General features: G+C 31.5%; 17 protein-coding genes. 2 read left to right on the forward strand and 15 right to left on the reverse strand.

The genetic code is table 11. The annotated features are described in order from the left end of the window. The 9 genes from M4I21_RS00100 to M4I21_RS00140 all read right to left on the reverse strand — a co-directional run bounded on the left by M4I21_RS00100 (position 1) and on the right by M4I21_RS00140 (position 6598). A complete protein-coding gene (locus M4I21_RS00100) occupies positions 1–549 on the reverse strand; it encodes a glutathione peroxidase (protein WP_249556919.1) in 549 nt (182 codons plus the stop codon). A gap of 1 nt (position 550) precedes the next feature. Beyond that, positions 551–1234 (reverse strand): SDR family NAD(P)-dependent oxidoreductase, encoded by a 684-nt coding sequence (locus M4I21_RS00105; protein WP_249556920.1) that lies wholly within the window; start codon positions 1232–1234, stop codon positions 551–553. 95 nt (positions 1235–1329) lie between these two features. Further along, positions 1330–1551, reverse strand: coding sequence for a hypothetical protein (locus tag M4I21_RS00110; RefSeq protein WP_072302478.1), 222 nt, complete (start codon positions 1549–1551; stop codon positions 1330–1332). A gap of 4 nt (positions 1552–1555) precedes the next feature. Then, positions 1556–2242 (reverse strand): GTP cyclohydrolase I FolE, encoded by a 687-nt coding sequence (gene folE, locus M4I21_RS00115; protein ID WP_249556921.1) that lies wholly within the window; start codon positions 2240–2242, stop codon positions 1556–1558. A gap of 57 nt (positions 2243–2299) precedes the next feature. Beyond that, a complete protein-coding gene (locus M4I21_RS00120; protein ID WP_249556922.1) occupies positions 2300–2575 on the reverse strand; it encodes a TIGR03643 family protein in 276 nt (91 codons plus the stop codon). A gap of 3 nt (positions 2576–2578) precedes the next feature. Beyond that, positions 2579–4000 carry an SDR family oxidoreductase gene (locus tag M4I21_RS00125; RefSeq protein ID WP_249556923.1) on the reverse strand — a complete coding sequence of 474 codons (1422 nt, stop codon included), beginning with the start codon at positions 3998–4000 and terminating at the stop codon, positions 2579–2581. A gap of 5 nt (positions 4001–4005) precedes the next feature. Continuing rightward, on the reverse strand, positions 4006–4620 hold the full coding sequence (locus M4I21_RS00130; protein WP_249556924.1) for a flavin reductase family protein: 615 nt from the start codon (positions 4618–4620) through the stop codon (positions 4006–4008). Positions 4621–4624: 4 nt separating this feature from the next. Beyond that, positions 4625–5935 carry an ABC1 kinase family protein gene (locus M4I21_RS00135; protein ID WP_249556925.1) on the reverse strand — a complete coding sequence of 437 codons (1311 nt, stop codon included), beginning with the start codon at positions 5933–5935 and terminating at the stop codon, positions 4625–4627. A gap of 3 nt (positions 5936–5938) precedes the next feature. Then, entirely contained in the window at positions 5939–6598 is a 660-nt protein-coding gene (locus M4I21_RS00140) for a TetR family transcriptional regulator C-terminal domain-containing protein (protein ID WP_249556926.1), read from the reverse strand. 189 nt (positions 6599–6787) lie between these two features. On the opposite strand from M4I21_RS00140, the gene M4I21_RS00145 reads away from it, so the two are divergent. Continuing rightward, a complete protein-coding gene (locus M4I21_RS00145) occupies positions 6788–7642 on the forward strand; it encodes a glutaminyl-peptide cyclotransferase (protein ID WP_249556927.1) in 855 nt (284 codons plus the stop codon). Positions 7643–7750: 108 nt separating this feature from the next. Further along, positions 7751–8596: a DUF2911 domain-containing protein gene (locus M4I21_RS00150; protein ID WP_249556928.1), complete on the forward strand. Its 846-nt coding sequence runs from the start codon at positions 7751–7753 to the stop codon at positions 8594–8596. Between the two features lie 63 nt (positions 8597–8659). Here M4I21_RS00150 and M4I21_RS00155 read toward each other — a convergent pair whose 3' ends face one another. The 6 genes from M4I21_RS00155 to M4I21_RS00180 all read right to left on the reverse strand — a co-directional run bounded on the left by M4I21_RS00155 (position 8660) and on the right by M4I21_RS00180 (position 16268). Beyond that, positions 8660–10381 (reverse strand): sodium:solute symporter family protein, encoded by a 1722-nt coding sequence (locus M4I21_RS00155; RefSeq protein WP_249556929.1) that lies wholly within the window; start codon positions 10379–10381, stop codon positions 8660–8662. 109 nt (positions 10382–10490) lie between these two features. After that, the gene (locus M4I21_RS00160) at positions 10491–12989 is read right to left on the reverse strand and encodes a PIG-L family deacetylase (protein ID WP_249556930.1); all 2499 of its coding nucleotides are present in this window, start codon (positions 12987–12989) and stop codon (positions 10491–10493) included. Positions 12990–13113: 124 nt separating this feature from the next. Then, positions 13114–14154 (reverse strand): magnesium and cobalt transport protein CorA, encoded by a 1041-nt coding sequence (locus M4I21_RS00165; protein ID WP_249556931.1) that lies wholly within the window; start codon positions 14152–14154, stop codon positions 13114–13116. A gap of 11 nt (positions 14155–14165) precedes the next feature. Next, positions 14166–14708: a mechanosensitive ion channel family protein gene (locus tag M4I21_RS00170; RefSeq protein ID WP_249556932.1), complete on the reverse strand. Its 543-nt coding sequence runs from the start codon at positions 14706–14708 to the stop codon at positions 14166–14168. Beyond that, complete coding sequence (locus M4I21_RS00175) at positions 14705–15643, reverse strand: septum formation inhibitor Maf (protein ID WP_249556933.1); 939 nt, start codon at positions 15641–15643, stop codon at positions 14705–14707. Before M4I21_RS00175 ends, M4I21_RS00170 begins: the two co-directional genes overlap by 4 nt. A 34-nt stretch (positions 15644–15677) precedes the next feature. Next, complete coding sequence (locus M4I21_RS00180) at positions 15678–16268, reverse strand: Maf family nucleotide pyrophosphatase (RefSeq protein ID WP_249556934.1); 591 nt, start codon at positions 16266–16268, stop codon at positions 15678–15680. Positions 16269–16270 lie beyond the last annotated feature (2 nt).

The following is a 16270-nucleotide window of genomic DNA, read 5'->3' on the forward strand; positions in this document are numbered from 1 at the left end:
TTACTTGCTTAAGTGTTTTGTTATTTTAGTGCTTAAAGGACTCGTAGTAGAGTAGTAGTAGTCTATAAAACGACCGTCTTCATCTATTAAGTATTTTTGAAAATTCCATTTTACAGATGTTGTTGTACTTCCGTTAAGTTCTTTTTGTGTTAACCATGCGTACAGTGGATGCTGGTCTTCTCCTTTAACGTTTATTTTTTCGGTCATTAAAAAAGTGACACCGTAATTTAGTTGACAAAACGTTTTTATTTCTTCTTCAGATCCAGATTCTTGACTTCCAAATTGATTACAAGGAAGACCAATAATCATTAGATTGTTTTGGTACGTATTATACAATTCTTGTAAACCCTCATATTGTCCTGTAAAGCCACATTTAGAGGCTACATTTACAAATAGTATTTTTTTTCCTTTAAAATCGGCTAAATTAATAGCGTTACCATCTAAACTGTATACTTTTATATCGTAAATACTAGCCTTTGGTTCTGATTTAGATTTGGTAGAACAGGCTGAAAATATAGTAATAAGTGAAAGCATAATTATTTTTTTCATTCTATAGTTTAAAGCTCACAATACCGCAATCTACTTCTAGTATTTGGCCAGACATACTTAATGTCTTATCACCTAGTAAAAAACTAGCCATATGTGCTACATCAGTAGGGTCTAAAAAACGTTTTAGAGGGTGTCTCTCTCTAATGTTTTCTATCATTTTCTCGTTGCGTAAAAGTTTTGCTGCTAGATCGGTATTTGTAACAGTTGGTGCAATTGCATTAATACGTACGTTTGGCGCTAGTTCTGCTCCTAAAGATTTAACAAGTCCTTCTACACCGGCTTTGGCAGTTGCAATACTTGCGTGATAAGGCATTCCTAGTTTTGTGGCTACTGTACTAAATAGAACTATAGATGGGTTAGTGCCTTTTTTTACAGCATTTAAATAATGTTTAATTGTTTTAACTGCACCAATTACATTAATTTCAAAATCTTCTTTAAAATCCTCAATACTGAGTCTTGTAATTGGTTTAAGGTTAATACTACCGGGGCAATATACTAATCCATCTATACAATCTATTTCTGGTAATTCATCTTTAAGCACATCGCATGTATGATGCGTTAGATTTGTATGTTCTAAATCTGGTACTGTTCTACTAATAACAATAACTTTATTTGTTGCTAATAGCTCTTTTGTAATGGCAAAACCAATTCCTTTGCTGCCACCAATAATAACTGTAGTTTTCATTAGTTTTTATTTAAAATTAGGCAAAGAATGTCTAGTTGGACAAGTGTAATTTGCCAATTATATAGGTTATTCTTAAATGTTTTACTGAAATAATGCTATGGTAGCGGCTGCATATTTAATCTTTTCTCAACCTTACGCTTTATTACTGTAAGACGTTTCATTAAATCCATTATCTCTTCGTCTTTGTTTTCTTTGTACAATTGGTTAAGCTCAAGAATAAGAGCTTTAGCCTCACGAGAAATTTCAACTCTCTCACTGTTAGAAAGCGACTTCATTTTTCTTTTCTCAAATTCTAATGCTTTATCTATAATCTCCATACTCTTAGTGTTTTAAATAGTTTTGTATTTCTGTTATTTTTGCGGAACTATTAAATTCTCCGCCGTAAAAAGATGTAATTGTGGTAGAGGCATCATCTTTAATACCTCTAGATGCAACACATAAATGTTTTGCATCTATTATTACAGCAACATCTTCTGTTTTTAATATTTTTTGAAGCTCAACACCAATTTGGTTTGTTAAGCGTTCTTGAACTTGTGGTCTTTTTGCATAGTATTGTACTATTCGGTTAAGTTTAGACAATCCTATTACTTTTCCAGACGATTTATAAGCAACGTGTGCTTTTCCTATAATTGGCACAAAATGATGCTCGCAATTAGAGTAAAATGTAATGTTTTTCTCTACGAGAATCTGATTATATTGGTATTTATTTTCAAATAAAGCAATTTTAGGCTTATTTATGGGATTTAAACCAGAAAAAATTTCATCAATATACATTTTGGCAACACGTTTTGGTGTTCCTTGTAAAGAATCGTCAGTTAGGTCTAAGCCCATAACATCCATTATTTCACCAAATAACACTTCTATTTTTTCCTTTTTTTGCTCATCACTTAGAGCAAAAGCATTTTTTTTAATAGGAGTATTTAATCCTGTGTATAAATGGTCGTCACCAATATCTTCTGCAGATACGCTATTTTTTATGTTTGTTATTTCTACTGTATCTAAACTCATTATAATATATAGTAATTTTAGCAATAAAGCACTATTTTTTTAAAAAAAATAACTTCTTTAATATCTTTTGCTTATAGTGTTATTAGTTATTTGTTTTTGTCTACTACATTTAAATCTTCCGCTTATAAAAGTTCTTAGTTTTGCGTGCTTTGTTTTACGTCCTTGTACACGTTTTCGCCACATTTTAAAACTACTAGGTTTCATTTCTTGTCGCATTACCGTTATTACCTCTTTTTCTGACAATCCAAATTGATGTTCTATAGCATCGAAAGTGGTTCTGTCTTCCCAGGCCATTTCTATTACACGATCTATTTGTTCTATAGTTAAGGTCATATTCTATGTGGCTAATTTGTTAATCATTCCGTTAAAAATAAATATATGAAAAGGCAATACGCTATACCAATATAATCGACCTCCTAAGCCTCTAGGTCTAAAAGTGGCTGTTTGTTTAAGTATATTGTCTTCAATTTTAAACTCAAGCCAAGCCTCTCCGGGTAACTTCATTTCCGCATATAGTAACAATTTTTGTTGTTCTTTATCAGCATAAATAACACGCCAAAAATCTAAGGCATCACCAGCACTTAAATCTGTTGTACTAGTTCTTCCTCTACGCAGACCAATACCACCAAATAACTTGTCTAAATAGCCTCTAAATTTCCATAAAATAGTAGCATAATACCATCCTGTAGATCCACCAATAGCCCAAATCTTATTAATAGTCTTCTTTTTATCTGTAACCTTACGTTCTTTATAGTCTGTAAAGCAACCATATTTAGGCACATTTATGTATTTGTGTAAATTTCCTTTAAGTCGACCACTACTTATAAGAGAATCTTTCCAGCTAGAAACAATACTGTTTTGTTCTATTTTTTCGAAGGCCAATTCTACGGCAGCTTTGTAGCTAATTGGTTCTATGTTTAAAATAGAATTAATAGCACTTGGTTTGCCTATGATTTCTACCCCCATACTTTTTACTAGAGTAGATGCTAGTTTATAAGATGTAGATGTTACAAAGTACAACCAGTATGATGATAATTTAGGTGTCATTACAGGAACCGTAATTATACGTCTCTTTAAGCCTCTTACTTTAGCAAATTGTAATAACATTTGTTTGTATGTAAGTACGTTGGGACCAAAAATATCTATTCCTTTATTGTATAATTCCTCCTTGCCAATTGCTTTGGACAAAAACAATAAAACATCTCTAACTGCTAGAGGTTGTGTTTTTGTATCTAGCCATTTTGGGGCAACCATTATAGGTAGTTTTTCTACCAAATCTCTAATAATTTCAAAAGAAGAACTTCCAGAACCAACAATTATACCTGCTCTAAATGTTGTTAATGCATATACATTAGAAGCTAACGTTTCTTCTACTAATTTTCTAGAAGACAAATGCATAGACAACTTAGGGTCATTTGTAATTCCGCTTAAATATATAACCTGCTTTGTTGCTGTTTCTTCAATATATCTTTTAAAGTTAATAGCGCATTGCTCCTCTAAAGATTTAAAATTAGTAGAGGAGTTAGACATAGAGTGTATTAAATAATATGCTATATCTATATCTTTTGGTATTGTATGCAACGTATTTTCTTGTAAAAAATCTGCCTCTACAACAGTTATAAGAGGTTCTTCTTTATACCATTCTTCTGCTCTTAATTTATCTCTAACCACGCATACAACAGTGTGGCCCTCTTCAATTAAAAGAGGCACTAGTCTTTTGCCAATATAACCTGTTGTACCTGTTACTAGAATTTTCATATTATTTATTTAGGTCTTTGGTATGTAAACCTTTTGTTTTTATTTGCTACAGCATAGGTGTCTAATCCATTAATTGCGGCTACATTTCCTTTAGATAAATCTATTAATCCATCTTTTTGTAATAACTCTTTGTTTACATGTAAGTTAACTATTTCGCCAATAACCATAATGGTTCCGTTAGCTTTAATAGGTATTTCTTCTACAAATTTTAACTCTAGTTGTACTGGTGCACCTTTTAGAAAAGGAGCATAACAATTGTTCTTATATTGGGGCTCTAGATTCGTTTTAGAAAATTCTGATACATCTTCAGGGTACTTAGCAGATGTATGGTGCGCGTCTTCTATAATATCTAAATGTATATGGTTTATAGTATATGTTTTTGTCTCTACTATGTTTTTGTAGGTATGTCTTGGGACTGTCGTAGGTCTGCATATAAAGCCAAACAAGGCAGGACTAGATCCTAAATGAATAACAGAACTAAAAACAGCTATATTCTCTTGTCCGTTAAGAGATTTAGTACCAATTAAATTGGCAGACTTATAGCCCGTAGCGCTGTTTATTAAATTAATTTTAAACAGGTGTTCTAGCTCTTCTATGTTTTGTTTAGAATACGATATCATTCTTTTAAAGGGCTAAATAATTATTAATCTTAATGTCTTTGGATTTTAGGTCAAACATTAAATTATAAAGGCCAAAAAAAGTTCTGTTTATGTATATAAAATGTTTAGAACCCCTGTTGCCATTCATTTTGCGTAATTCTGCGCTTTTACTATATTTTTCTCCTAGTTCTGCTATCTGATTAAAAAATACAGGATCGGAGAAATCAAACGTTTCTTCATGAAAAGGTTTGGTAAACAGACTTAACATTTCGTAAAAAAGAGCTGAGAAAAATTCAGTTTCTTCTTTGGTATCCTCTTCTTTTAAAATTTCTAATTCGTGCATTTTTTGAGAGAATAAAACAGGGTTATTAATAACCTCTGGTTTGGCAAGCTCAAAATAAGGTACATAAAAACTATTAGGAACCTCTTTTATACATCCAAAATCTAGTGCAATTAATTCTGCCTCTTTAGAAATTAGAAAATTTCCAGGATGTGGATCTGCATGTACTTTACGTAACACGTGCATTTGGTACATATAAAAGTCCCATAGTGCTTGCCCTATTTTATCTGCCTTTACTTGGTCTTTATTGTATGCCGTAAATTCACTTAAATGCTCACCTACCATCCAATCCATAGTAATAATACGTTCAGACGATAAATCTTCATAATACTTAGGAAACTTAAGGTTTGGTATGTGTTTACAAGCAGAAACCATAGCCTTACTTTGCTTCATTTCCAATAAATAATTGGTTTCTTCTATTAGCTTGTTTTCTACCTCAGTAAAATATTTATCAGAGTCTTTGCCCTTTATGTTAAACATTTTAATAGCGATAGGTTTTACCATAGCTAAATCTGTAGAAATACTATCTGCAACTCCTGGATATTGTATTTTTACTGCTAGTTTTCTAGAATCTAACTCAGCATAATGTACTTGTCCTATACTAGCAGCATTAACGGAGTTTAAATTAAATGTATCAAAAATCTCGTTAGGAGATTTTCCAAAATATTTTTTAAACGTTTTTTGTACTAATGGAGCAGATAATGGTGGAACAGAAAACTGAGCTAAAGAAAATTTTTCTACATAAGCCTGTGGTAATATACTTTTTTCCATACTAAGCATCTGTGCAACCTTTAAAGCACTTCCTTTTAATTCCTTAAGACTGTCGTATATATCTTCTGCATTATTTTTATTTAAACGATCTTTTGCCTCTGTTTCTGACTTTGTTAATTTATCTCCGTAATATTTAAGATAATTAACACCAACTTTTGCTCCTGTAGTAACTAATTTACTTGCACGTTGTATTTTAGAAGTAGGAATCTTGTCTAGCGTTTTCATAGGCTATATATTCATATTAATTTTTTCTTTGTATATAAACTTCCCTAAATCTATAATACTCTGTAGTGGTTTTGTGTCTAACAAATCAAACGTAGTGTTTACGCTTTTTTCAATAAAAATGTCTGTCTTTTCAAATGAAGATGAAGTGTCATCTAACCAAAATTTTAAAGTTATAATTAGTTGTATCCAACCAGATTCCCTAATTGTCTTATGCTGAATTTTTTCTAGTTTTTCTTGTTTTAGATCTATTGTCTTTATGTCTAGACTAGAAATGTAATGCCCAAAGCTTTCTTTCAGTTTGGCCAACATACTAACAGATTTTAGCTTGTTTTTGTGCCTATTAAGTGCATAAACAACGTAGCTTCTATTTGCCGTTAACATCTCAAAAAAAGTATAGTAAAAACTTAAAAGCTTTGTTCTATTGTCATAAGTAGCATAAGCTTCATCTGCTTCTAGTACTTTTAAAGTATGATTAAAAAAGGCATTAAATATATGCTTCTCTAATGTTTCAAAAGAATTAAAATATTTGTAAAATATAGATTCTTCAAAGTTATTAGTCTTACTAAATTTATAAATAGAAGAGGGTTCTTTTTCGTTTTCTAATACAAAATCCATATAAAAACTAACAATGTCATCTGCTGTTATATTCTTTTTTTTTGCCATAATTGTGGGTGTCTGTTCAACAAAGATATAAAAATGTCTAACTATTTGTGTTAAATATTAGACAAAATAAAATTATAATGGTTGTACTGTGTTTAAAACCCCTATTATGTTAGGGTTTACTTAAAATTTGTGGTTATCTAGGGAATAAGAAGTAATTTTGTAAGTCTTATAATTTTTTATAAAACAATAATGAAATTTAAATTAGTAATTTTATATACTTCAGCGGTTGTTATGGGTGCTATATGTTCGCAACTTACAGGTAAACTTGTAGGGGCTCTGCCTGAGGTTGTATCAGAGTCATCTGGGTTGTTGTATTATAACGGCGAGTTAATTACGCACAATGATTCTGGTAATACACCAACGTTATATTTTTTAGATAAAAATACATTTAAAGTAACTAGAAAAGTTGTTGTTTCCAATGCAAAAAATACTGACTGGGAAGATATTACACAAGATCAACATTTTATCTACGTTGCAGATTTTGGTAATTATAATGGAGACAGAAAAGATCTTTGTATTTATAAAATTTCTAAAAAAGATATAAATGCTTCAGATAAAGTAACGGCAGAGAAGATATATTATACATATCCAGATCAAGGCTCATACGCCAGAAAAAGTAGGAGTAATTTTGATGCAGAAGCATTGTTTAGTAAAGGAGATGATTTATTTGTTTTAACTAAACAATGGCAGGGTAATGGGACCAGTGCCTATAAAATACCAAAAAAAGAAGGCAGTTATACAGCGGTAAGCGTTGGCAATTATAAAACTAACGGTATGGTTACAGGAGCCAATTATAATACTAAAACAGACAAAGTTGTTCTCGTAGGTTATAATATGTTTATGTTGCCTTTTGCTGTGGAAGTTACTGGTTTTACAGATGCTAATTTATTTTCTGGTTCTGTTAAAAAAACACCTTTAGATATTGGATTTGCTCAAATAGAAGGGGTTACCAATTTAGAGAATAATACGTATTACATTTCTTCCGAATCCTTTTTAAAATTAGGTGTTTCTGCAAGTATTTTTAAACTTACCGAAATTAAATAAAATTTTCTTTTACTGTATTTCTTACATCTTAAATTTTAAGTTTTCTTTAACATTTAAAGACTTGGCTGTGCCGTAATTTTGAGGAAACTTAATAAACTATTATATAAAATGAAAAAAATTACATTAGTATTAATTGCTGTGTTTGCCTTAACGGGAGTACAAGCACAAATTGAAACGCCACAACCAAGTCCGTTTACCAAAATGGAACAGAAAGTTGGCTTAACAGACGTAACATTAGAATACTCTAGACCATCTGCTCGAGGTAGAGAAGTTTTTGGAAACTTAGTACCTTTTGATAAATTATGGAGAACAGGAGCTAATAAGAACACAATAATTACATTTAGTGACGCTGTTACTATTGGAGGTAAAGAAGTAAAAGCTGGTTCTTACGCTGTTTTTACAAAGCCGGGAGCTACTTCTTGGGAAGTTGTTTTTTATGCTGATACAAATAACTGGGGAACTCCAGCAGCTTGGGATGAGTCTAAAGTTGCTGCAACCATTAAAGCTGATGTTGTAAAAATGCCAATGAAAATTGAAACGTTTACAATGACTTTTGACGATTTAACTTCTGGTTCTGCTGTGTTGGGTATTTTATGGGAAGATGTTTATGTAGGTGCTAAGTTTGAAGTACCAACAGACAAAAAAGTAACTGCTGCTATTACGAAGTCTATGAATGGCCCGTCTGCACAAGACTACTATGCATCTGCTGTTTACTATTCTGCAGAGGGTAAAGATATTAACCAGGCTAAAACTTGGATGGAAAAAGCAATGAGTATGATGGATAAGCCTGCTTTTTACCAATTAAGACAATTGTCTTTGATCTATGCTAAAGCTGGAGATAAGAAAAAAGCTATAGAGACTGCTAAAAAATCTTTAGCTGGTTCTAAGGAAGCTAAAAATGCAGATTACGTTAAAATGAATGAAGACTCTTTAAAAGAGTGGGGAGCAAAGTAATTTTTGATCTATATAATTTAAAAACCCGTAAAGCTTTTAGTTTTACGGGTTTTTTTATGATTTCTATTGTATTGTTTCAACATTGTTTTCATTGTCGCTTCGCATCATTCTGTCAAAGCTTTCTAATAGTACAGCAATTGCAATTACAAGTATGCAACCAAAAGCATTTAACCATAGGTAAGACATCCAGTCTAACCACCAACCAACAATAACTATAACTTGGGTAATTATAGCAGCTACAAATACTGCATTTCCTTTTACATATTTAAAAAAGAAAGCGAGCAAGAATATACCAAGGACATTACCGTAAAATATAGATCCAATAATATTTACCAATTGTATTAAATTATCAAATAAACTAGCTACACAGGCAATTAGTATGGCAATAATACCCCAAACTAAAGTAAGTACCTTAGATGCTTTTAGATAGTGCTCTTCAGACTTACCTTGTTTAATACTTCTTTTATAGATGTCTAAGGCGGTAATTGTTCCTAAGGCATTTAGTTCTGACGCTGTAGAAGACATGGCTGCAGATAAAATAACTGCTAACAGTAAACCTATAATTCCTTGCGGTAAATAGTTTAGTATAAAATGAATAAATACATAATCCGTATCATTGGTTTCTACCTCTTTATCTGCCTGTTTTATTAAACTTTTTGCAGCATCTCTACCTAGTTTTTCTTGAGCATTTAAAGCAACAATTTCTTTTTTAGCGGCTTCTTGTGAGTTAAAGTCATTTTTGTCCAATGCAATAGATAAATTATTTTGGGCTATAATTTTTTTATCACTAATTACTTTATGCTCTTTTACTAATAAATTATAATCTTCGGCGTAAACAGAGTTTGTTACCTTAGAAGTTGCTGCCGGATTAAAGTTTAAAGGTGATGTGTTGTATTGATAAAAAACAAAAACCATAACACCAACCAATAAAATAAAGAATTGCATTGGTATTTTTAAAATACCATTAAAAATTAAACCAAGTTGACTCTCTCTTACAGATTTACCAGATAGGTAACGCTGAACTTGACTCTGGTCTGTTCCAAAATAAGACATAAATAGGAAAAACCCACCTGTTATACCGCTCCAAACAGTATACCTGCTTTGCGTATTAAAACTAAAATCTAAAATGTTTAATTTATCACTAGCGCTGGCAACTTTTAAAGCTTTGCTAAAAGTAATATCATCTGGTAAGTAATCTAAAATAAAGTAAAATGCAACAAACATCCCCAGCATTATAATAAACATCTGTTGTTTTTGGGTAACACTTACTGCTTTTGTACCTCCAGAAACAGTATAGATAATTACTAGAATACCAATTAAAATATTTAAGATCCTTAAATCCCAGCCAAGTACTGCAGATAGTATAATAGACGGAGCATAAATTGTAATACCAGCAGCTAAACCACGCTGAATTAAGAATAAGAAAGCTGCTAGCGTTCTTGTTTTAACATCAAATCTATTTTCTAGAAATTCGTATGCAGTATATACTTTTAATCTGTGATATAATGGTACAAAAACCATACATATAACTACCATTGCTAGGGGTAGTCCAAAGTAAAACTGAACAAATCCCATACCATCGTGGTATGCTTGTCCTGGTGTAGATAAAAATGTAATAGCACTGGCTTGGGTAGCCATTACAGATAGTCCAATTGTCCACCATTTGGACTGATTACCTCCTAAAACATAATCGTTTACATTTTTACTTCCTTTTGTTTTGTATACGCCAAACCCTACAATAAAAAGTAACGTTCCTATAAGTAAACACCAATCTATTGTAGCCATACTAATTGAAAATTTCCATTAGTACAAAAAATAAAACTCCATACCCTAAATTTAAAAGTAGTACCCAGGAATATTCTTTTTTCCAAATAAATTTATCTTCCATAGTATTTTAGTTGTTTTTAGGTAATGATAATAAATTTGCAAACAATTTATAAGCTCCAGGAACACCTGCTGGTAATTCTCTAAAAAAGCTTATCCCAGTATATACATAGTTTCCTTTTCCATAAGGAGCAATTAAAATACTACCTTCTTTTGCTGTTTCGCCTTTATCTGCCATTGCTAAAATAGGAGTAAACTCTTTTCCCCATTTATTAGGGAAATATAAACCGCGCTCTTGTACCCAGTTGTTAAAGTCTTTAGCTTCTATTTTGTTGGGTGTGTTTAGTACAGAATGCTTTTTTGCTAAAATACTCACGATTGCATTCTCGTCTGTAACTCTATCTCTAGAAAGCTCTAGAGTATAAGGAGAAAGGTTATCTACTCCTAGACTTCCGCGACCAGCTGTGTTGTATTGGATCACTAAATTACCTCCGTTTTTTACGTAATCTAATAGAAAGTGTTGCTTAAATTTTAATTGATTTACTACATTATAAGCCCTGATACCAACAACTATAGCGTCAAAATCTTTTAAAGATTCTGTGTTTATGTTGTCAGGATCTATCGTAGAAACAGAGTAGCCAATTTGTTCTAAACTTTCTGGGATTTTATCACCAGCGCCTGCAATATAACCAATGTTTTTTCCTGTTTTTTTAATGTCTAAGCGTACAACTTTAGCTTCAGAAGGCAATAAAACAGATTGTGTTGGAATATGATCATAAGAAATAACAACTAACTCTTTACTAAGCTCTTTGCCGTTAATTTTTATAAGGGGAGAGATAGAACTTTCCGCCTCGTACGTAGGAGGAGTTACAGTAAACATAAACGTTTTTGTGTCACCTCTTTTGTCAATAGTAAAAGCTTGTTTTGCATTGCTAACTTTCCATCCTTTAGAAAAACACAATTCTAGTTCTCCTGTAATAGTATCTGTTAACGCCTTTATGGTAACAGGTATTTCTTTAGCAGAGCCATCAGAAAAAATAATGACTTTATCTTTTATACTAGCACTGGCCTCTGGCAAAACTTCAAAAGGTCTATATAGCTCCCCTTTATCTGGTTCTGAGTAGTGAAATACAACTGGCTTTGTAATGGTTAAGCTGTAGTTATTTATGCTAAGCTCAAAATCTGCATGAAATGCCCTTGGTGTTTCTGGCTTGCCAATTAATGTTTTGTCATTCACAGTATACATGCCTAAAGTTCCTTTTTCCATTAACCAGTAGGGACTAGTGTAACTTGTATTTTTTGGTACCGTAATGTCTAAAGTTAAATTTTCTTTAGCATTATTTTTTAGTGCAACATTAGGAGATAGGGTAGTAGTGCCAATACGCACAGATTTTAGTGTAATGTCTGCAATACTTCTATTTAACGCCTCTATAGAAACTTTAAATTCACCATTTGGAGTGCTATTTGTTTTATCAGCATTTGCTTCTAAATACAAACCAGCAACAGCAGAAATTATATTTTTAAGCTCTTCAGATTTTATGGTTTTCCAATGTGTATCTGTAGATTTTTGTAATAATTTATATGCTTCTATTAGTTCTGGTAAGTGTGTTGTAGGGTTTTTAAAATTGAAATTTTCTTCAATTTTATTTAAGATTTTCCCAACAGCGACGCCACCATCAATTCTAGACCAAGTTGTATTTATTCCTTCAAAAATATCTTCATTCTTAGGCATATCACCTTTTAGAAGCTCAATATATTCGTCCTGGCTACCTCTAGTAGAAATACGGCCAAAACCTTGGCACAAATGCTGACTACTAGCCAGTGATGCAATTTCGTTGTTAGATACACCTAACATTGGATAAAAAACACCAACATCTAATTTTAATAATTTACTCTTATCTGCTTTGTCAAACGCTTCTTCGCTGCCGTAAAACCACCAAGATGTATTAAAAAATAAACGCTGTGGTTGCCAAGTGTCTGTTGTTTTTAATTGTTCTGGATATGCTTTTGGATCATTAACCAAGTCAAAAGCCTCTACACTTAACATTGCAGAAGTTGTGTGGTGACCGTGTGTAGACCCAGGGTTTTTATGGTCAAACCTGTTTATAATTACATCTGGTTTAAATTGTCTAATTATTTGTACAACGTCTCCTAAAACCTCTTTTTTGTTCCAAATTGCTAAAGTTTCGTCTGGATGTTTAGAGTATCCAAAGTCATTTGCTCTAGAAAAAAATTGTTCGCCGCCATCTTTACTACGGGCACCAAGTAATTCTTGTGTACGTAAAACGCCTAATTGCTCTCTAATTTCTGGTCCAATTAGATTTTGCCCTCCGTCTCCACGAGTTAATGACAAATACGCTGTTTTTGCTTTTACATTGTTAGATAGGTAAGATATTAACCTAGTGTTTTCATCATCTGGATGTGCTGCTATGTATAAAGCAGATCCTAAGAAGTTTAACTTTTCTAAAGAATGATATATTTCTGAAGATGAACTTTTTTTAGGAGCTTGTGAAATTCCTAAATTGATGCATAATGTAAAAATTACGCATGATACCAATAGATGGCGCATAAATGTTAATTTTGGTTGATGCTCAAATATAACAAGTTCTGCGCTTTAGAAAGTTAATTTTAAAGGTTCTTTAACAACGTTTTTAAAAGGGTTATTAACATTTTTTAATTTTGATGAAGAATTATTAAAACCATTTTTTTCTATTGATGAAAAATATTGATACCAAAGAGACTAAAACCATTACACCTAAAAGTATAAAATAACCATCATCTGTATGTAATTCTGGCATATTTTTAAAATTCATACCATAAATACCAGCCAAAAAAGTAAGTGGTATAAAAATTACTGAAAATATAGTTAAGGTTTTCATAACCTCATTTAGTCTGTGGTTTTGTATGCTAAACATTAGGTTTAAAGAACTCTCGAGTTGACTAAGATTAAAGTCAATTTCATCACTCATTAAACCAATTTGTTCTTTTATTTCTATAAAATATTTAATATCAAAATCAAAACAGTCAATATTTTCAAGTTGATTTATAGCGTCTTTAATGCTAATCGTCATTCTCTTAATTTGATTTAACTGTCTTTTATTATTTTCAACTTTTATTGCAAACTCTGGTGTTGGCTTGGTATCATTTAAATTATCTAAACCAATATTTGCCTCCGTAAGCTTGTCATAAGCAATATAGTAGTTGTCTATAATAGCTTCCATTAAAAGGTAAAACAAGTAATCTGCACCTTTTTTTCTAATAATACCTAAGTTTTTTTCTATACGCTCTCTTAAATGCTGAAAATGGTCGCCTTCTACCTCTTGTATGCTCCAAACATAAGTTTCACCAACAACAAAAACCATCTGCTCAAACTTGGTTTCATTGCTTTCTGCCGAGTAATAGGGCGATTTTAAGGTTAGAAAAAAACAGTCATCTAACTCTATAACCTTATTTCTATGATTGTTGTCTATGACTAAGTTAATTAAAAACTCATCCATATTATTATCAGCAATTATTTTACGCACGGCCTGCGAATGCTGAAAACCATAAATGTTTAACCACGATATTACAGAAGTATTTTTTGTAATATCTATTTCTTTTAAATCCTCTCCTTTAAGCAAGTTATAGCTGTCTTTGGAGTAATTTATTAAAGATGAGTTAACTAAAAAATCTTCAATATTAAAAGTGTTCTTATCTGAATACGGATTTACGTTGCGTCTATTTTTCCTTTTCATATAATAACTATTTAGATGTAATCTCCTTCAGTAGTTTCGTCGTTATCTTCTTTATTAATAATTACTACTCCTTTTTGCAATAGTAAATTGTTAGGATAGGTAAGTAACTCACCATTGTCTTTTTTTAGATAAATATGATATGCTTTGATATCTAAAATATCTACTTCTTCCGCAAAATCGCCGTCTAATATTTTTATACGATCTCCTATTTTAAATGGAAAAGAGAAAAATAAAATAACACCAGCAGTAATATTACTTAAAATAGACCAAGAAGCAAATAGGGCAACCCCTAATACAGCAAAAACAGATGAAAATATAATACCTAAATCTTCAAAATTAACTTGCCAAATGTACACTAGGGTTCCAAAACATATAAACATCAATAAAATAGTTACATACCTAATAATTAACTTGGTGCGTACTTTATTTATATCACTTATTCGTCCAATTTTACGAATTGCTTTTGCAATAAGAAAACGTATAATAATAAAGGCGCAAAGGCAAATTAAAGTATTAATAAGCTGATTTTCATGCGTGTCTATAAAATGTTTCATAATCCTAAACTATCTCTAAAATGTAAGTCTTTATTGCCGTTTTGTTGCCAATAGGCAGTATTTATTCTTTTATTTAATGTTGCTTTTGTTGTTAGCATTTTAATAGTAGCTCCAAAACCACTTTTATGTGTCTCTGTAAAGCTTTCTATAGTGTGCGGAAAAGCAGTGGTAAATGTAATACTTAAATTGCGTTGCAACTCTGGATAATCTAGACTATAAATTGTTAAATTTTCTTTGGCAGTTTTGGTAACATTTGCCTTGTATGCCTTTAACTTGTTATGAGAAAATCTAATGTATTGAAAAGAAGGTATAATAGTTAATTCTCCTGTTGGTAGACTAGTAGGATCTATTCTAATTTTTGCCCATAGATCGTTCTCTAAAATGTTTTTATCTAAGCTAAATTTTTTGTCACCTTCACTCTCAAAATAAGAAAAAGAAGAAATTTCAAATTTATCTTTGTTGTTTAACTGAGAAAATACTTGTCCGCACCATTCTTGTACCGAATTTGTAATTTTTATAGCACTAGAGTTGTCTGCTACGGGGTAAAATGTACTAGACATAACAGAATATGGATAAATACCAGTATAAAACTTTTTACTGCTATTTAATTTTAAAACGGGAATATTTGTTTTATCTGGGGTATCTGCTTTTACTTGTTTAGTTGCGCTAAAAGGTTCTGTAACGTACACCAAAACGGCAGAACCACTTCTAAGCTCGCCATATCTTGCTTGTTCTAATTTGTAAGATGTAATTTCTGCTGTACCATTGTACCAGTATTTTTTAAACGCGTTAGACACTGGCTTTGCTTCAACTTTGTTTTCTGTAGGCTCAACTGCTATGCTAGTTGTTTTTTCTTGTTCTTGTACTTTTTCTTTGCATGCATAAGTACATACTAACGCAATAGCAATTATACTTAATCCTAATAATTTTTTCATAACAAATACATTTTAAGTAAAATTACTTAAAATGTTATGCATTTGCGATAGTTAACAAAGTTTTATAAACTAAATGCGTTGGTAAGCCAACAACATTAGGGTAAGAGCCTATTATTTCTTCAATAGCAATTAAACCAATCCATTCTTGTATACCATAAGCACCAGCTTTGTCTAGTGGGCTAAAGTTGTCTACATAATAGGTAATCTCTTCTAAAGTAAGCGCTTTAAATTTTACTTTCGTAATATGGTTTTTTGTAATTTGTTTATTCTTTGATGTAAAACAGACAGATGTTGCTACTTGGTGCCAAGAGTCAGATAATTTGGTAAGCATGGCAATAGCGTCTACAGCATCTTTAGGTTTTCCTAATTGCTCGTTATTGTGCCAAACAATAGTGTCAGATGTAATTAAAATATCATTTTCTTGTAGAGATTCCTTAAAAGGTTCTGCTTTTAAAGCAGCTAAATAATCTGTAATTTCTTCTGCTTTTAAATGAACAGGAAAAACCTCTTCAATAGGTCTAACATCAACCCTAAAATTAATGTCTAATTCTTTAAAAAACTGATGCCTTCTTGGAGATCCAGAAGCCAAAATAATGTTGTAATATTTTAGTTTTTTAGAAAGCATTA

The organism is Cellulophaga sp. 20_2_10 (assembly GCF_023476645.1).
Taxonomy (GTDB): Bacteria; Bacteroidota; Bacteroidia; order Flavobacteriales; family Flavobacteriaceae; genus Cellulophaga.

What these genes read in the sequence shown, in the direction of transcription:
- M4I21_RS00100 (WP_249556919.1), bottom strand. Translation starts at nt 549, where the DNA reads ATGAAAAAAATAATTATGCTTTCACTTATTACTATATTTTCAGCCTGT.
- M4I21_RS00105 (WP_249556920.1), bottom strand. Translation starts at nt 1,234, where the DNA reads ATGAAAACTACAGTTATTATTGGTGGCAGCAAAGGAATTGGTTTTGCC.
- M4I21_RS00110 (WP_072302478.1), bottom strand. Translation starts at nt 1,551, where the DNA reads ATGGAGATTATAGATAAAGCATTAGAATTTGAGAAAAGAAAAATGAAG.
- folE (WP_249556921.1), bottom strand. Translation starts at nt 2,242, where the DNA reads ATGAGTTTAGATACAGTAGAAATAACAAACATAAAAAATAGCGTATCT.
- M4I21_RS00120 (WP_249556922.1), bottom strand. Translation starts at nt 2,575, where the DNA reads ATGACCTTAACTATAGAACAAATAGATCGTGTAATAGAAATGGCCTGG.
- M4I21_RS00125 (WP_249556923.1), bottom strand. Translation starts at nt 4,000, where the DNA reads ATGAAAATTCTAGTAACAGGTACAACAGGTTATATTGGCAAAAGACTA.
- M4I21_RS00130 (WP_249556924.1), bottom strand. Translation starts at nt 4,620, where the DNA reads ATGATATCGTATTCTAAACAAAACATAGAAGAGCTAGAACACCTGTTT.
- M4I21_RS00135 (WP_249556925.1), bottom strand. Translation starts at nt 5,935, where the DNA reads ATGAAAACGCTAGACAAGATTCCTACTTCTAAAATACAACGTGCAAGT.
- M4I21_RS00140 (WP_249556926.1), bottom strand. Translation starts at nt 6,598, where the DNA reads ATGGCAAAAAAAAAGAATATAACAGCAGATGACATTGTTAGTTTTTAT.
- M4I21_RS00145 (WP_249556927.1), top strand. Translation starts at nt 6,788, where the DNA reads ATGAAATTTAAATTAGTAATTTTATATACTTCAGCGGTTGTTATGGGT.
- M4I21_RS00150 (WP_249556928.1), top strand. Translation starts at nt 7,751, where the DNA reads ATGAAAAAAATTACATTAGTATTAATTGCTGTGTTTGCCTTAACGGGA.
- M4I21_RS00155 (WP_249556929.1), bottom strand. Translation starts at nt 10,381, where the DNA reads ATGGCTACAATAGATTGGTGTTTACTTATAGGAACGTTACTTTTTATT.
- M4I21_RS00160 (WP_249556930.1), bottom strand. Translation starts at nt 12,989, where the DNA reads ATGCGCCATCTATTGGTATCATGCGTAATTTTTACATTATGCATCAAT.
- M4I21_RS00165 (WP_249556931.1), bottom strand. Translation starts at nt 14,154, where the DNA reads ATGAAAAGGAAAAATAGACGCAACGTAAATCCGTATTCAGATAAGAAC.
- M4I21_RS00170 (WP_249556932.1), bottom strand. Translation starts at nt 14,708, where the DNA reads ATGAAACATTTTATAGACACGCATGAAAATCAGCTTATTAATACTTTA.
- M4I21_RS00175 (WP_249556933.1), bottom strand. Translation starts at nt 15,643, where the DNA reads ATGAAAAAATTATTAGGATTAAGTATAATTGCTATTGCGTTAGTATGT.
- M4I21_RS00180 (WP_249556934.1), bottom strand. Translation starts at nt 16,268, where the DNA reads ATGCTTTCTAAAAAACTAAAATATTACAACATTATTTTGGCTTCTGGA.